Source organism: Serratia sp. 2880STDY5682894, from assembly GCF_001537385.1.
GTDB classification, from domain to species: Bacteria; Pseudomonadota; Gammaproteobacteria; order Enterobacterales; family Enterobacteriaceae; genus Serratia; species Serratia nevei.
Genome location: NZ_FCJA01000002.1, coordinates 70,179 through 85,745, shown reverse-complemented (window position 1 = coordinate 85,745; position 15,567 = coordinate 70,179). Strand labels below are relative to the sequence as shown.

Sequence of the window (15,567 nt, the reverse complement as noted above, 5' to 3'; positions counted from 1 at the left end):
GCCGTTATTCTGCTGTCTTGTCTCGTTTTTTGGGCCATTTTGGTGACCGGCATCAACGCCGTCGCTTGAACGCCTGCCACCGCATTGCAATACCCCGATTTTAAAACCCGCAGCGGCAGGCTACTTCCTGTCGCTTGCCCATAAAAAGCGTTATAAAACAGTCCATGCTGTGCAAAAAACAGCCGAAAATTGTGATCAAAAACACAGTATTGAAATCAGACCAGTATTGAGAGTACATTAGCGCCGATCCTGTCGCGGTTCGGATTTTACCTCACGGAGCATGAGGCGCGACAACCGGACAACCCGTACGTGGGGCCGTTGTTCTTTCGCTTGGAAGAACCCACCCGACAGGCAGGTTGCCCATAAAATACTCAGCACAACAATCGGGATCATTGCTGGCGAGGACTCCAGACAGGAGTTGTTCAGTGAAATATTTTTTGATGGGCGTGTCATTCATGCTGGTTGCCTGGGTTGGCACCTTCATGTTGATGGTTGCCTGACAGCAGCCAGACCAGGAACACAGCCAAAGGGACGCGCAAGCGTCCCTTTGTCGTTTCGGCTTGCGATCATTTGCCCGGCATCATGCGGCGCAGGGTGTCGTCTTTGCGCAGGTAGTGATGATACAGCGCCGCCAGCGCATGTGCGCCAATGATAAAGTAGCCGATGTTTGCCAGCGTCTCATGAACCGTTTTGACCAGCTTGCGCATCACCGGATCCGGCATCACCCACTGCGGCACCGGCCAGCCCAGCAAAGACCACGATTTCCCGCCGTAGGCCAGGGTTAACATGCCCAGCAGCGGCAACATCAGGAAAACCACGTACAGCAGCCAATGGAAGATCTTGGCACCAACCTCCTGCCATTCTTCCAGCGGTGGCGTGGTCGGCGGCGGCGTGTGGAAAGAACGCACCGCCAACCGAATCAGCATCAGGGCAAAGACCGAAGCCCCAAAATTAAAGTGCAGATTTTTGACCATCGGCACCCACGCCTCCGGCACTGAATCTTTCAGCAACATCGCCGCATAGGTGAGGATCACCATCAGCAGCGTCAGCCAATGTAAAACGATTTGCGATCGCGCGTAGCGGTTGCTCATACACTCTATCCAAAAAATAAAATTCAGCGTAGATGAGCATAATGGGGAAATGATGAAGAAAACCTTGGGACGGAAAAAATAAGGCCGGGCGAACGCCCGGCCTGACAGCATTATTTGGCGCTGCCGGCTTTGCCCGGCTTCAGCAACCCGTCCGCGCGGAACATCGCCTTGATACCGCGCACCGCCTGGCGGATACGGTCCTGATTCTCGATCAGCGCGAAGCGCACGTGGGTATCGCCGTAGTCGCCGAAGCCGATGCCCGGCGAGACGCAGACCTTGGCCTCTGCCAGCAGGCGTTTGGCGAACTCCAGCGAACCGAGGTGGGCATAAGGCTCGGGAATTTTCGCCCACACGTACATCGACGCCTTCGGATTTTCCACCATCCAGCCGGCCTCGTGCAGCCCCTTCACCAACACGTTGCGGCGCTGCCGATACTGCTCGGCGATATCGCGCACGCACTGCTGATCGCCTTCCAGCGCGGCGATGGCCGCCACCTGCAGCGGCGTAAAGGTGCCGTAATCGTGATAACTCTTGATGCGCGCCAGCGCGCTGACCAGTTCAGGGTTACCGACCATGAAACCGATGCGCCAGCCGGCCATGTTGTAGCTTTTCGACAGGGTGAAGAACTCCACCGCAATGTCTTTCGCCCCCGGCACCTGCATGATCGACGGCGCTTTCCAGCCGTCATAGACGATATCGGCATAGGCCAGATCGTGGATCACCAGCACGTTGTACTGCTTGGCCAGCGCCACCACTCGCTCGAAGAAATCCAGCTCCACGCACTGTGCGGTCGGGTTGGACGGGAAGCCGAGGATCATCATTTTCGGACGCGGGATGGTTTCCCGAATGGCGCGCTCCAGCTCACCGAAGAAATCCACGCCGTCCACCAGCGGCACCGAACGCACCTGGGCGCCGGCGATCACCGCGCCGTAAATGTGGATCGGGTAGCTGGGGTTCGGCACCAGCACGGTATCGCCGTGATCGAGGGTCGCCAGCATCAGATGCGCCAGCCCCTCTTTCGAACCGATGGTGACGATGGCTTCGCTTTCCGGATCGATATCCACCTGATAACGATCGGCATACCAGCGCGAAATGGCGCGGCGCAGGCGCGGAATGCCGCGCGAGGTAGAGTAACCATGGGTGTCGTCGCGCTGGGCGACGGCGCACAGTTTTTCCACGATGTGCGGCGGCGTCGGGCCGTCGGGGTTACCCATGCTGAAGTCGATAATATCCTCGCCGCGACGGCGTGCGGCCATCTTCAGTTCGGCGGTGATGTTGAATACGTAAGGGGGAAGGCGTTCAATGCGCGTGAAACGGCGCTGTGGACTGTTATCAGCCATAGGGGATTCCTCGATAGACGTTAGCGCCCGGACCGTCCGAGCGACGCAGGCCAGCGAACTGACCGAATATCGAACATAGCGCAGCGCCGACGAGCTTGTCGATACCCGGCGCGATATTTTTATTTGCCGCCCTGAAACTCCGCCGCCAGCAGCCCGAACAGCCAGTCGTCGCACCACTGCCCCGCCAGACGGTAGTTGTCGCGCAGCGTGCCTTCCAGCTGAAAGCCGCACGATTCCAGCAGGCCGCGCGAAGCGAGGTTGCCCGCGGTCACGGTGGCGGTCAGCTTGTGAAAGCCGCAGGCGTTCACCGCAAAATCCAGCACCGCCCGCAGCGACTCCTTGCCATAGCCCTTGCCCTGCCCGGCAGGCAAACTCCCGTATCCCACTTCCGCCTGCCGATACGGCACCCACTGCGGGCGAAAACCGGTAATGCCCACCGCCTCTGCGCTGTGCTTCTCACGCATCACCAGGCACAGCCACTGCTCGCCGTGTTTGTCCCAGGCCGGCAGCCGCTCCTCGAACCGGGCGCGGATCTCCGCTTCGCTGCGCGGATCTGAGATGTAACGGATCACCTCGGGATCTTGGTACAGGCGCAAAAACAGCGGCCAATCCTCGGCGGTTATCGACTGCAAGCTCAGACGTTCAGTGACCAGCTTCATATAATCTCCGAAAAACGAAAAAGAGGAACTTACGAATGAAAGATATTTCTTTATTTTCCCCGATGGGTTGCCGATAATCATTCACGTTAAAACCACAAAACCATAACGTCTTGCCCGATTCCCTACAACCGCTCGCCGCAGTCACTCATGCGGCACGAGGAGAACACCATGGCCTCTTTAGTCATCGACGATATTCCGCAAACGATCGTTAACGTCAAACGCCAGCTGCGCCAGGCATTGCCGAACTACCGCGACGTGTTTCTGGCGCTGGAAGAGAACATCCGCGGCCAGGTCGAACAGATCCGCCGCGAGCTGGCCGCCGGCCACAATCCGGTGCCGCAGATCGACGCGGAAGATATCCTGCAGCAGCGCGTCAGCGAGCAGCAGATAGCGCTGATCAAACAGCGCGGCGCCTGCGCCATTCGCGGCGTGTTTCCCCGCGCCAAGGCCGAGGGCTGGAACCGGGAAATCGGCGACTACCTTGAGCGCAACAACTTCGTCGAGCGGTTGAAAAACGCCGCCGAAGACAACTATTTCGGCAAGCTGGCCGCCAGCAAACCGCAGATCTACGGCATCTATTGGTCGAAACCGCAGGTCGAGGCGCGGCAGGATGCGCGCATGCATGCGGTGCAGGTGTTCCTCAACAGCCTGTGGGCCACCGAGAGCAACGGCAAACAGCATTTCGATCCGACCCGCGTCGCCACTTACGCCGATCGCACCCGCCGCCGCCCGCCGAACTCCTCGTCGCTGGGCCTGTCGCCGCACGTCGACAGCGGCACCATCGAGCGCTGGCTGGACGAAAACTTCCGCTATGTGTATCGCCACGTTTTCTCCGGCGACTGGCAGCAGTACGATCCCTTCGCCGCCGACGGCCGCACCGAGGTGCGCGAGATAGCCTCCCCGGCGGTCTGCTCGATGTTCCGTACCTTCCAGGGCTGGACGGCGCTGACGCCGCAGCGCACCAACGCCGGCACGCTGAACCTGGTGCCGATCGCCAACGCCATGGCCTATGTGCTGCTGCGCGCACTGCAGGACGACGTCGCCGACGACGATCTGTGCGATGCGGCGCCGGGCCGCGCGCTGTCGATCTCGGAAAAGTGGCATCCCCTTTTATTAAGTGGGATTTCCCCTATTCCCGATCTGGAGCCGGGCGACACGGTCTTTTGGCACTGCGACGTGATCCACGCGGTGGAGAACGAGCATAACGGCGAATTCGACAGCAACGTGATGTACATCGCCGCCGCGCCGGGCTGCGAGAAAAACGACGCCTATCTGCAGCGCCAGCTGCCGAGCTTTATCGACGGCAGAACGCCGCCGGACTTCGCCCCCGACGATTTCGAGGTGGATTTCGACGGCCGCGCCACCGCCGACCTGCTGACGCCGCTGGGCAAAACGCAGCTCGGCATGGGCTGATCCCCCCGCCCGTGGCGCGCGCCACGGGCCCCTTTCGCTGTGGTATACTGCCGCCATCCGTAGGCCGCAGCGAGAACCCGTCGTGCACCCTTTTTTTGAAATGCTGTTGGCGGTGTTTGATCGCGCCGCGCTGATGTTGATCTGTCTGTTTTTCCTGACCCGCACCCGGCTGTTCCGCCAACTGCTGCAAAAAGAAGACCATACGCCGCTCGAGCTCGGCATCGTCACGGCGATCTTCTCGCTGTTCGCGCTGTTCAGCACCTACTCCGGCATCAACGTCGAAGGGTCGCTGGTCAACGTGCGCGTCATCGCCATCATGGCCGGCGGCATCCTGTTCGGCCCCTGGGTGGGGATCGTCACCGGCATCGTCGCCGGGGTGCACCGCTATCTGATCGATATCGGCGGCATCACGTCGGTGCCTTGTCTTATCACCAGCATCATCGCCGGCATCAGCGCCGGCTACATCAACCTCAAGGTGAAAAAAGAGCAGCGCTGGCGCGCCGGCATCGTCGGCGGCATGCTGTGCGAATCCCTCACCATGCTGTTGATCGTGCTGTGGGCCAAGCCGACCGAGCTTGGGTTGGACATCGTGTCGCAGATTGCCCTGCCGATGATCCTCGGCACGGTGTGCATCGGCCTGATCGTGCTGCTGGTGCAGAGCGTCGAGGATGAAAAAGAGGTGATCGCCGCGCGCCAGGCCAAGCTGGCGCTGGATATCGCCCACAAGACGCTGCCCTATTTCCGCAACATCAACAGCGAATCGCTGGCCACCATCTGCGATATCATCCGCCAGGACATCCGCGCCGATGCGGTAGCGATCACCGATACCCATCAGGTGCTGGCCTACGTCGGCGTAGGGCGCGAAGCCTACCCAATCGGCCGCGAAGGGCTGAGCCGCGTCACCCGCGAAAGCATTCGCCACGGCAAGATCATCATCAAGAACAACCTGGAAAACCCGGCGGCGCCGCAGATCCATTCGCAGCTGGTGGTGCCGCTGTGGGAAAAAGGCGAAGTGACCGGCGCGTTGAAAATCTACTACTGCCACGCTCACCAGATCACCAACACGCTGAAGGTGATGGCGGTCGGGCTGTCGCAAATCATCTCCACGCAGATGGAAGTGTCCCGCATCGAGCACCTGCGCCAGATGGCGGACAAGGCCGAAATGCGTGCGCTGCAGAGCAAGATTAACCCGCACTTCCTGTTCAACGCGCTGAACGCCATCTCTTCCTCTATCCGCCTGAATCCGGACACCGCGCGCCAACTGATCATTAACCTGTCGCGCTACCTGCGCTACAACCTGGAGCTGAACGACGAACTGATCGATATCCGCAAGGAGCTGCATCAGATTCAGGACTATATCGCCATCGAACAGGCGCGCTTCGGCGCCAAGCTGACGGTGATTTACGACATCGACGACGACGTCTCGGTGCGCATTCCGAGCCTGCTGATCCAGCCGCTGGTGGAGAACGCCATCGTGCACGGCATCCAGCCCTGCAAGGGTAAAGGGGTGGTGGTGATCGCGGTGAAAGATCAAGGCGATCGGGTGAAGATTTCGGTGAAGGATACCGGCCACGGCATCAATCAGGAAACCATCGATCGGGTGGCGCGCAACGAGATGCCGGGCCACAATATTGGCCTGCTCAACGTGCACCACCGCGTGTCGCTGCTGTACGGTGAAGGGCTGCATATTCGCCGCCTGGAGCCAGGCACCGAAATCGCGTTCTACATCAGCAAAAACGGCGGCAAGCTGCATCAGGAAGCGAGCGCGCCGCCGGTCGGGGAGGCCTCATGAAAGCCATCATCGTGGAAGACGAATTCCTCGCGCAGGAAGAACTCAGCTACCTGATCAAGAAACACAGCAATATCGATATCGTCGCCAGCTTCGAGGACGGCCTCGACGTCCTGAAATACCTGCAAACCCACCAGGTCGACGCCATTTTCCTCGACATCAACATCCCCTCGCTGGACGGCGTGCTGCTGGCGCAAAACATCAGCAAGTTCGCGCATCGCCCGTCGATCGTGTTCATCACCGCCTATAAAGAGCACGCGGTGGAAGCGTTCGAGATCGAGGCGTTCGACTACATCCTCAAGCCCTATCACGAGGCGCGCATCGTCACCATGCTGCAAAAGCTGGAGGCGCTGCATCAGCGCCCCGCCGGTGGGGCGGAACCGACCAGCGCGCCGAGCCGCGGCAGCCACAGCATCAACCTGATCAAAGACGAGCGGATCATCGTTACCGACATCAACGACATCTACTACGCCGCCGCCGATGAAAAGGTGACGCGGGTCTATACCCGCCGGGAAGAGTTCGTGATGCCGATGAACATCACCGAGTTTTACGGCCGGCTGCCGGAAGCGCATTTCTTCCGCTGCCACCGCTCTTACTGCGTTAACCTGGCGAAGATCCGCGAGATCGTGCCCTGGTTCAACAATACCTACATTCTGCGGCTGAGCGATCTTGAGTTTGAAGTGCCGGTCAGCCGCAGCAAGGTGAAAGAGTTTCGCCAGCTGATGCGCCTGTAAGCGCTTACCAGCGCGGGCCCGGACGGTAGTAATAGCCGGGCGGCGGCGGTGGCGGCATGCGGTAATGCGGCCGGTCGCGCCAGTCGCGCGGCGGCGGCCCGTAGTAAATCACCCGTGGCGGCGGGCCATAATAGTACCCGCGCGGGCGTTCATACCGGTGGTGATCGGCCCACCAGCGCGGATCGCGCCAGCGATAGCCGTCCCAGTAGTGGCCGCGATTATCGCGATCGCCGATATGCAACGACAGGCCCGGCACGTTCACGCCGATGGACACGTCGGCCTGGCTCGCCAGCGGCAGCGCCAGCAGCGCGGCCAGTAACAACAGCGTTTTTTTCATTTCATGGACTCCTGCAGAGCGGACCTCGTCCGATCGCAGATAACATAGTCCCGCGCTCATCGCCGCTCTATAGGTGCAATGCCGATTTACGCCTTTCAGACGCATCCTTCACAATTTCACCACAATCGTTCACCGGCAGTTAACAATAAATCGTTGATATCTTTGATGTAGATCACGTGCCACCCACGGCATTTCACGCGCTTTTCGGTGCAAAAACGGCAGCTCACGCCGCATAACATGCATTTCATTCCTTCCGCCGTGCAACTCATTCCCGATCCGCCGCCCACCGGGGGGGCCGGCCATATAATAAGCCCATACCGCGGGAACCCAGCTTCACCCCGCAAATTTCAGCCAGCGGCTCACGCCCGGCAACGCACACACAGGAAGGAGACCGGCCATGAACACCAAACCGGCAAATCGCAGCTTAATCGTTCTCGGCACCATCATCTGTCAGATGGGCCTGGGCACCATCTACACCTGGAGCCTGTTCAACCAGCCGCTGGTCGACAAGTTCCATTGGGGACTGGCGGACGTCGCCACCACCTTCTCCATCACCAGCTTCTTCCTGGCCTTCGCCACGCTGTTCGCCGGCAAGCTGCAAGAACGCTTCGGCATCCGCAACCTGACGCTGTGTTCCGGCATCCTGGTCGGCCTGGGCCTTATCGCCAGCGCTCACGTCAGCTCGCTCGACATGATCTACCTGCTGGCCGGCGTGGTGGTGGGCTTTGCGGTCGGTATCGCCTACATCTCCACCCTGTCCAACCTGATTAAGTGGTTCCCGGCCAACAAAGGCCTGATTTCCGGCATCTCCGTCGGCGCCTTCGGCAGCGGCAGCCTGCTGTTCAAATACGTCAACGCCGCCCTGATCGCCGACGTCGGCGTTTCCGGTGCCTTCTTCTACTGGGGCGCCATCGTGATGGGTCTGATCGTCGTCGGTTCCCTGCTGCTGAAAGAGCCGGTGCTGGCGACCAACGCCGCGCAGCAAGGCGCCAACGGTCTGGGCAACGACTTCAGCGTGCGCCAGATGTTGGCCACCAAAGAAGCCTACCTGCTGTTCACCATCTTCTTCGCTGCCTGCATGAGCGGTCTGTACCTCATCGGCATCGTGAAAGACATGGGCGTTCAACTGGCCGGGATGGATTTGGCCACCGCCGCCAACACCGTGTCCGCCGTCGCCATCTTCAACACCGCCGGCCGCATCATCCTGGGTACGCTGTCCGATAAAGTTGGCCGTATGCGCGTCATCAGCTTCACCATGCTGGTTACCGTGCTGGCGATTGTCGCGCTGAGCTTCATGACCCTGAACCACACGCTGTTCTTTATCTGCGTCGGCGCGGTAGCCTTCTGTTTCGGCGGCAACATCACCGTGTTCCCGGCGATTGTCGGCGACTTCTTCGGCCTGAAGAACCACAGCAAAAACTATGGCATCATCTACCAGGGCTTCGGCCTGGGCGCGCTGGCCGGTTCGTTCGTCGCCAAATACTTCGGCGGCTTCCACGCCACCTTCATGGTGATTGGCGTTCTGTCCGCCGCCTCTCTGCTGATTACGCTGTTCATCAAAGCGCCGAAGGCGGTGGAAGCGGAAACGGCAGAAACCACCCAAACGGCGGAGCTGGCCAAAGCCTGATACCCCGTGAAAACGACAAGGGGCGCAACCTGTGGGTTGCGCCCCTTTTTTATTGCCCCGCCCCTGAGCTTACAGGTGCATGCCCAGCGTCTGGCGCAGATGCGCGCCGGCACCCAGCAGGCCCGGCTGGCCGTGCGTTATCATGAACACCGGGATTTCGCGCACATAGTCGCGGAAGCGCCCCTTGTCTTCAAAGGCGGCGCGGAAGCCAGAGGCCTTGAAGAATTCCATAAAGCGCGGCACGATGCCGCCGGCGATGTACACGCCGCCGAAGGTGCCCAGATTCAGCGCCAGGTTGCCACCGAAGCGCCCCATGATCACGCAAAACAGCGACAGCGCGCGGCGGCAGTCGATGCAGCTGTCTGCCAGCGCCCGCTCGGTGATGTCCTTCGGTTCCCATTTCTCCGGCAGGCGGTTGTCCGCCTTGACGATGGCGCGATACAGATTGACCAGGCCCGGCCCGGACAGCACGCGCTCGGCGGAAACGTGCCCCACTTCCGCGCGCAGCACCTCCAGAATGATGTCCTCTTCTTCGCTGTTCGGCGCGAAATCGACATGGCCGCCCTCGCCTGGCAGGCTGACCCAACGGCGATCGACGTGCACCAGGTGGGCAACGCCCAGCCCGGTGCCGGCGCCATACACCGCGATCGGTTTGCCCGGCTGCGCATCGCCGCCGCCAAACTGCAGCACGTCGTCCGGCGAGAGCATCGGGATCGCCATCGAGACGGCAGTGAAATCGTTGATCACTTCCAGATGGCTCAGCCCCAGGCTGGCCTTCATTTCTTTGATCGAGAACGCCCAGCTGTGGTTGGTCATCGCCACCCAGTCTTCGGTCACCGGGCAGGCGATCGCGATACAGGCGTCCTGCACCTCGATATCGCACGCTTTCAGGTATTGGCGGATCACCGCCTCCAGGCTGTCGAACTCCAGGCCGGAATAGGTTTTCGCCTGGGTAATCTCACCCGTCGCAACAGTGCACAACGCCAGGCGGGCATTGGTGCCGCCAACATCACCTACGAGGGCATAGGTCATTGATTTCGTCTCCGCAAAATGAAAAATAAAAAGCTGCCCACACTGTAAAATCCTGCTGCAAAAACAACAATCACCCGCCTCGGATCTGCACCCCAATAGCGATCCGGATCACAAAAAACGTTTCAGCTGGCCTGCGGCGCCGCGTTTTGAAACAAATTGCGGCAAAAAACGCCCCCCGCCGACTGTTAACCGTCATCGACGCCGGGCAATATCAATGCGTGCCTGCGCGCCGATAGTCTGGCAAGCTGTGGCCACTGCTCAACCACCCGCTCTCCCTGCCCTGCCGGGAGGCATCGACAAGGGATTATCCATGCTGCATCCGCGCGCCAATGCCATGTTGGCCTTTGCTTTGCCTGCGCTGATTATCGGTTCCGCTTCCAGTCTGGTGCTGCTGTTGGTGATGAACATTGCCGCCGCACTGCAGCAATTACTGTGGGTGACGCTGCCCGGTGCGCTGAGCCTGGACGCCCAGTCGCCCTGGTGGCCGGTCGCGATGCTGACGCTGACCGGCGTGGCGGTCGGCCTTATCGTGCGCTATATGCCGGGCCACGCCGGGCCGGACCCGGCGACGGAATCGTTGATCGGCATGCCCCTACCGCTCTCCGCCCTGCCGGGACTGGGGTTAGCGCTGATCGTCGGCCTGGCCGGCGGCGTCAGCCTGGGGCCGGAGAACCCGATCACCGCCATCAATATCGCGCTGGTAGCGGCCGCCGGAGCGCGCCTGCTGCCGAAGGTGCCGCGCATGGACTGGATCATCCTGGCGGCTGCGGGCACCATCGGCGCGATGTTCGGCACGCCGGTCGCCGCCGCGCTGATCTTCTCGCAAACCCTGGCGGGCAATAACGAAACGCCGCTGTGGGATCGGCTGTTCGCCCCGCTGGTTGCCGCCGCCGCCGGCGCGGTCACCACCCAGATGTTCTTCGTGCCCAATTTCGCCCTGCAGCTCGACGCCTACGATGTAACTCGGCTGCCGGACATCTTCAGCGGCGCCATCGTGGCGCTGATCGCCATCGCGCTCGGCATGGTGGCGCTGTGGTGCTTCCCGCACGTTCACCGCCTGTTCCATTCGATGAAAAATCCGGTGTTGATGTTAGGGCTGGGGGGCTTTGTGCTGGGCCTGCTGGCGCTGGTGGGCGGAGAGATTACCCTGTTCAAAGGGCTGGATGAAATGAAGCGCCTCGCGCAAGACGACGGCTATTCGGTGCCGGCGCTGTTGACCATTACCCTGACCAAGCTGGCGGCGCTGGTGATCGCCGCCGCCAGCGGCTTTCGCGGTGGGCGTATCTTCCCGGCGGTGTTCGTCGGCGTGGCGCTGGGGCTGATGCTGCATCAGCACGTTCCCGCAGTGCCGGCGGCGATCACCGTCTCCTGCGCCATCATGGGGCTGGTGCTGGTGGTCACGCGCGACGGCTGGCTCAGCCTGTTCATGGCGGTGGCGGTGGTGCCGGATCTGCACCTGCTGCCGGTGCTGTGCATCGTGATGCTGCCCGCCTGGCTGGCGCTGGCGGGCAAACCGCTGATGCTGGTGAATCGCCGGCAGCCGCCGCACGACGATTAGGTCAACGCGAACGCCGCGGCGGCGCGGGCGTGGATCGCGGTGGTGTCGAACACCGGCACCGACGCATCACGCTCGCTCACCAGCAAACCTATTTCGGTGCAGCCGAAAATAATCCCCTGCGCGCCCTGCTGCTCCAGATCGCTGATGATCCGGCGATACTCGTCGCGCGAGGCGTCGCGAATTTTACCCAGGCACAGTTCGTCATAGATGATTCGGTGTACGATGTCGCGATCGGCGCTGACCGGCGTCACCACGTCGATGCCGTGCAATTCCTGCAGGCGGCCGCGATAGAAGGTCTGCTCCATGGTAAAGCGCGTGCCCAGCAGCCCGACGCGGCGAATGTTTTTTTCCCGCACCTGCAGCGCCGTGGCATCGGCGATGTGAATCAGCGGCAGGCCGCTGGCCTGCTCGACCGCCTCCGCCACCTTGTGCATGGTGTTGGTGCAGATCACGATAGCTTCGGCGCCAGCGGCGCGCAAAGCCACTGCGGCGGCGGCCAGCAGCCGGCCGGCATCGTCCCAATCGCCCTGGTGCTGCAAGCGTTCAACCTCCTGAAAATCGACGCTGTAGAGCACGATTTTGGCCGAATGCAGCCCGCCGAGGCGTGCCTTTACCTGCTCGTTAATAGTGCGGTAATAAGGAATGGTGGATTCCCAGCTCATGCCACCCAGCAAGCCCAACACTTTCATCATTCGTTCCTCAGCATTTCCGACGATCCTCTGACCTTACCTGAGAATCGCCGGGCTGACGACGCCTTATTTGGCGCCGGAATTGATCGGCTGGCGCGCTTCGAACCAGCGCTGGCGCAGCGTGTCGTACAGCCAGTTATAGGCCATGGTGTACGGCAGGAAGAACAGGAAGAAACCGATTTCCAGCATAAACGCCTGCGCCCAGGAGATGCTCAGCATCCAGGCGGCGATCGGCACGCCGATCAGGATAAAACCGGCTTCAAAGCCGACGGCGTGCAGCGCACGCACTTTCAGGTTACGCACCACCCGGCTGACCGGCCACAGGCGGTCGAACACCGTGTTGTAAACCATGTTCCACAGCATCGCGACGGTGGAGAGCATCACCGCCAACGCACCGACCTGCACCATTGAGCGGTTCAGCAGCCACGCGCCCAGCGGGGCGCAAACCATCACGGCGATGGCCTCGAAACCGACGGCGTGGACGATACGTTCAATGAGAGACTTGTTTTGCAGTTGCATACATCACCTTTTTTCAACAGTTGTTGCGAAAGCCAGGTGATTATCATCGCTTTTTCGGGTAGGTTAAAAATAGATTCCATCGATAAAGTAGATAGGTTATGCACTATTCTCCGGAAGCGCTGCATGCGTTTGTCGAAGCCGCCGCCCTCGGCTCGTTTTCCGCCGCCGCGCGCAAGCTGCGCAAAAGCCAATCCACCGTCAGCACTGCCATCGCCAATCTGGAGGCCGATCTGGCGCTGACGCTGTTCGATCGCAGCGCGCGCCAGCCGGTGCTCACCGCCGCCGGCCGCAAGGTACTGGGGCATGTGCAGGCGATCCTCGCGGCCAGCGAACGGCTCGACGCCCTGAGCATTCAGCTGGCGGGCGAGGTTGAACCGCGCCTGAGCATGGTGTTTTCCGATACCTACCAGCCCAAGCATCACGATCGGTTGATGCAGCTGTTCGAACAGCGCTACCCGGAGATTGAGCTGGAATGGATGATCGCCGAAGAAGGCGACGTTATCGATCTGCTGCAAAGCGGCCGCGCGCACTTGGGCATGGTGGAAGTGCAAAAAAGTTATCCGCCGGATATCGCCTTCTCCCGGCTGCCTGAACAGACCGAAATGGGGCTGTTCGTCGCCCATCAGCACCCGCTGGCCCAGGTCGCCGCGCCAACGCCGGAGCAGCTGTCCAGCATCCGCCAGCTGATCCTGAATACCTACACCGGCGCCGAAGCGGCCAGACAGGGTGGCCTGGTCTGGTCGGCGCCCAGCTATCTGCTGTTGCTGGAGATGGCGGAACAGGGGTTCGGTTGGGCGGTACTGCCGCACTGGCTGGTGCAACAATACGGCCACGGCAAACTCACCCAGCTGCGGCCGCGCGGCTGGCCAAAACTGATTTCGGTGGATGCGGTCTGGTCCAAACTGACCCCGCCGGGCCCGGCGGGGTTCTGGATGCTGGATCGCCTGCTGGGCGATACCCTGCCTTAAGCGGCGGCGTTGCGTGCCTGAATGGCGCGTGAGACGGTATCGAGCAGTTCCGGCATGTCCATCTTCGGCAGCATCACTTCGATGAAGGCCAGCCGATCGTCGTCCGCTACCTCGCGCAGCGCCTGGCGCAATCCGTCCGGATCGCTGACCCGCAACGCTTTCACCGGCCGCTCGCCGGCCAGCGCCGGCGGCAGCTGCGTCCAGTTCCAGCGCGCGATGTCGTTGTAACGTTGCTCCGGCCCGTGGATCGCACGCTCGATCGTGTAACCCTGATTATTCAGCACGAAGATCACCGGCTTAAGCCCGTCGCGCAGCATCGATCCCAGTTCCTGTACGGTCAGCTGCGCAGCGCCGTCGCCGATCAGCAATATTGCCCGCCGCTGCGGTTCAGCGGTCTGTACGCCGAACGTCGCCGGCAGGGTATAGCCGATCGATCCCCAGAGCGCCTGCACGATCAGGCGGCAGCCACGCGGCAACGTCAACGCCGCCGCGCCGAAACAGGCAGTGCCCTGATCGGCCAGCACGATATCCCCGGGCCGCAGGAAATCCTGTATCTGCCGCCAGAAGGCGTGCTGATCCAGCCCTTCCCCATCGGTTTCCGGCAGCGTCGGGCGGACGATCGGCGGCAACGGCCAGCGTGACGCCAGCGACAGGCTCAGGCGGTGCAGCGCCTGCACCGCCTCGCGCATCGGAATGCGGCTAAAGCGCTGCCGCCCGACCCAGGCTTCGAACGGTTGAATGTCGATGCATTTTTCCACCGGCAAATGATGCGTGAAACCGGCGGTAATGGTGTCGGTCAAACGCACGCCGACGTTGATCACCACATCGGCGTTTTCGATAAGCTGTTTCACCGCCGGATCGCTGGCGCCGCCGCAGTAGGTCCCGACAAACCCGGCTCGGTTCTCATCCAGCACGCCTTTGCCGAGCAGCAGCGTAGCGTGCGGAATGTCGACCGCCTGCAGCCACTCGTCCAGCGCCGCTTCGGCGCCGAAGCGATCGGCCAGGAAGTCCGCCAGCAGCGATACCCGCCGCGCCGGCAGCAGCTTTTCGCGCGCTGCGGCGATAAATGCCTGCAATGCGCTGCGCGACAGTTTGGCCTGACGCAGCATCAGCGGCGCCGGTTTGGCCGACAGCGGCGCTTGTGCGACGTCGCTGGGCAACATCAGGTAAACTGGGCGATGTTCCAGCAAGGCGACGCCGATCAGGCGGTCTATCTCCACGGCGGCGTTGTCGGCGGTCAGGTCGGCCTGCGCGACGGTCACCTCTTTGGCTATCCGCGCGAAGTGGGTAAAGTCGCCATCCCCCAGCGAATGGTGCAGCAAATCACCGGCGCGCTGGGCGCGCTGCGCTGGCGTGCCGACCACGTGGATCACCGGCAGGTATTCGGCGTAGCTGCCGGCCACCCCATTCAACGCGCTCAGCTCCCCCACGCCAAAGGTGGTGAGCAGCGCCGCCGCCGGTTTGCAGCGAGCGTAGCCGTCGGCGGCATAGGCGGCGTTCAGCTCGTTGGCGCAGCCTACCCAGGTGATTTGCGGATGAGCGAGAACGTGATCGAGGAATTGCAGGTTGTAATCCCCCGGCACGCCGAAGAAATGACGGATGCCGATTTGGGCCAGACGATCGAGCAGATAATCGGCCACCGTATAGGTCTGAGTCATGATCATCACCTGTCTGCAGCTGGAGCGATTATCTTAAGTATCGAAGATGCCGTTCAAATTTCGAACAAACGCGCCTGCCTCGATCGGCAACCTGGCGTTACATGCCGGCGCTGTGATCGCTCCCCCGGCAGCGCGGTGTGAAAGCGTATACAC

The 15,567-nt window shown here is 61.5% G+C and carries 15 protein-coding genes; 7 read left to right on the top strand and 8 right to left on the bottom strand.

The genetic code is table 11. From position 1 onward, the window contains the following. The first annotated feature begins 425 nt into the window (after positions 1–425). A complete protein-coding gene (gene ypdK / locus AWX27_RS24990; RefSeq protein ID WP_099782600.1) occupies positions 426–500 on the top strand; it encodes a membrane protein YpdK in 75 nt (24 codons plus the stop codon). A 66-nt stretch (positions 501–566) separates the two neighbouring features. Here the strand turns inward: ypdK and AWX27_RS05190 are convergent, their stop codons facing one another. From AWX27_RS05190 to AWX27_RS05180, 3 genes are all read right to left on the bottom strand, one after another. Further along, positions 567–1,091 carry a cytochrome b gene (locus tag AWX27_RS05190; RefSeq protein ID WP_060419922.1) on the bottom strand — a complete coding sequence of 175 codons (525 nt, stop codon included), beginning with the start codon at positions 1,089–1,091 and terminating at the stop codon, positions 567–569. Between the two features lie 110 nt (positions 1,092–1,201). Then, positions 1,202–2,431: an alanine transaminase gene (alaC, locus tag AWX27_RS05185; protein ID WP_016926818.1), complete on the bottom strand. Its 1,230-nt coding sequence runs from the start codon at positions 2,429–2,431 to the stop codon at positions 1,202–1,204. Positions 2,432–2,550: 119 nt separating this feature from the next. After that, complete coding sequence (locus AWX27_RS05180) at positions 2,551–3,090, bottom strand: GNAT family N-acetyltransferase (RefSeq protein ID WP_060419919.1); 540 nt, start codon at positions 3,088–3,090, stop codon at positions 2,551–2,553. A 168-nt stretch (positions 3,091–3,258) separates the two neighbouring features. Between AWX27_RS05180 and AWX27_RS05175 the strand changes: the two genes are divergently transcribed. The 3 genes from AWX27_RS05175 (at position 3,259) to AWX27_RS05165 (ending at position 7,026) form a co-directional block, all read left to right on the top strand. After that, positions 3,259–4,503, top strand: coding sequence for a DUF1479 domain-containing protein (locus AWX27_RS05175; RefSeq protein ID WP_060419917.1), 1,245 nt, complete (start codon positions 3,259–3,261; stop codon positions 4,501–4,503). A gap of 100 nt (positions 4,504–4,603) precedes the next feature. Further along, a complete protein-coding gene (locus tag AWX27_RS05170) occupies positions 4,604–6,295 on the top strand; it encodes a sensor histidine kinase (protein WP_060419914.1) in 1,692 nt (563 codons plus the stop codon). After that, a complete protein-coding gene (locus tag AWX27_RS05165; protein ID WP_060419911.1) occupies positions 6,292–7,026 on the top strand; it encodes a LytR/AlgR family response regulator transcription factor in 735 nt (244 codons plus the stop codon). Before AWX27_RS05170 ends, AWX27_RS05165 begins: the two co-directional genes overlap by 4 nt. 4 nt (positions 7,027–7,030) lie before the next feature. Here AWX27_RS05165 and AWX27_RS05160 read toward each other — a convergent pair whose 3' ends face one another. Then, on the bottom strand, positions 7,031–7,363 hold the full coding sequence (locus tag AWX27_RS05160) for a DUF2502 domain-containing protein (protein ID WP_019453817.1): 333 nt from the start codon (positions 7,361–7,363) through the stop codon (positions 7,031–7,033). A gap of 397 nt (positions 7,364–7,760) precedes the next feature. On the opposite strand from AWX27_RS05160, the gene AWX27_RS05155 reads away from it, so the two are divergent. Continuing rightward, complete coding sequence (locus AWX27_RS05155; protein ID WP_033635420.1) at positions 7,761–8,990, top strand: L-lactate MFS transporter; 1,230 nt, start codon at positions 7,761–7,763, stop codon at positions 8,988–8,990. Between the two features lie 69 nt (positions 8,991–9,059). On the opposite strand, the gene glk is transcribed toward AWX27_RS05155, so the two are convergent. Next, positions 9,060–10,022: a glucokinase gene (gene glk / locus AWX27_RS05150; RefSeq protein ID WP_060419908.1), complete on the bottom strand. Its 963-nt coding sequence runs from the start codon at positions 10,020–10,022 to the stop codon at positions 9,060–9,062. 310 nt (positions 10,023–10,332) lie between these two features. On the opposite strand from glk, the gene AWX27_RS05145 reads away from it, so the two are divergent. Then, positions 10,333–11,580, top strand: a complete 1,248-nt coding sequence (locus AWX27_RS05145; protein ID WP_060419906.1) for an ion channel protein — start codon at positions 10,333–10,335, stop codon at positions 11,578–11,580. On the opposite strand, the gene AWX27_RS05140 is transcribed toward AWX27_RS05145, so the two are convergent. Both AWX27_RS05140 and AWX27_RS05135 read right to left on the bottom strand, forming a co-directional pair. After that, positions 11,577–12,269, bottom strand: a complete 693-nt coding sequence (locus AWX27_RS05140) for an aspartate/glutamate racemase family protein (RefSeq protein ID WP_060419903.1) — start codon at positions 12,267–12,269, stop codon at positions 11,577–11,579. The two genes, AWX27_RS05145 and AWX27_RS05140, sit on opposite strands and share 4 nt — an antisense overlap. A gap of 66 nt (positions 12,270–12,335) precedes the next feature. Further along, entirely contained in the window at positions 12,336–12,788 is a 453-nt protein-coding gene (locus tag AWX27_RS05135) for a multidrug/biocide efflux PACE transporter (RefSeq protein WP_016926809.1), read from the bottom strand. 98 nt (positions 12,789–12,886) lie between these two features. Between AWX27_RS05135 and AWX27_RS05130 the strand changes: the two genes are divergently transcribed. Then, positions 12,887–13,756 (top strand): LysR family transcriptional regulator, encoded by an 870-nt coding sequence (locus tag AWX27_RS05130; RefSeq protein ID WP_060419900.1) that lies wholly within the window; start codon positions 12,887–12,889, stop codon positions 13,754–13,756. Here AWX27_RS05130 and AWX27_RS05125 read toward each other — a convergent pair. After that, complete coding sequence (locus AWX27_RS05125) at positions 13,753–15,414, bottom strand: alpha-keto acid decarboxylase family protein (RefSeq protein ID WP_060420836.1); 1,662 nt, start codon at positions 15,412–15,414, stop codon at positions 13,753–13,755. The two genes, AWX27_RS05130 and AWX27_RS05125, sit on opposite strands and share 4 nt — an antisense overlap. Between the last annotated feature and the right edge of the window lie 153 nt (positions 15,415–15,567).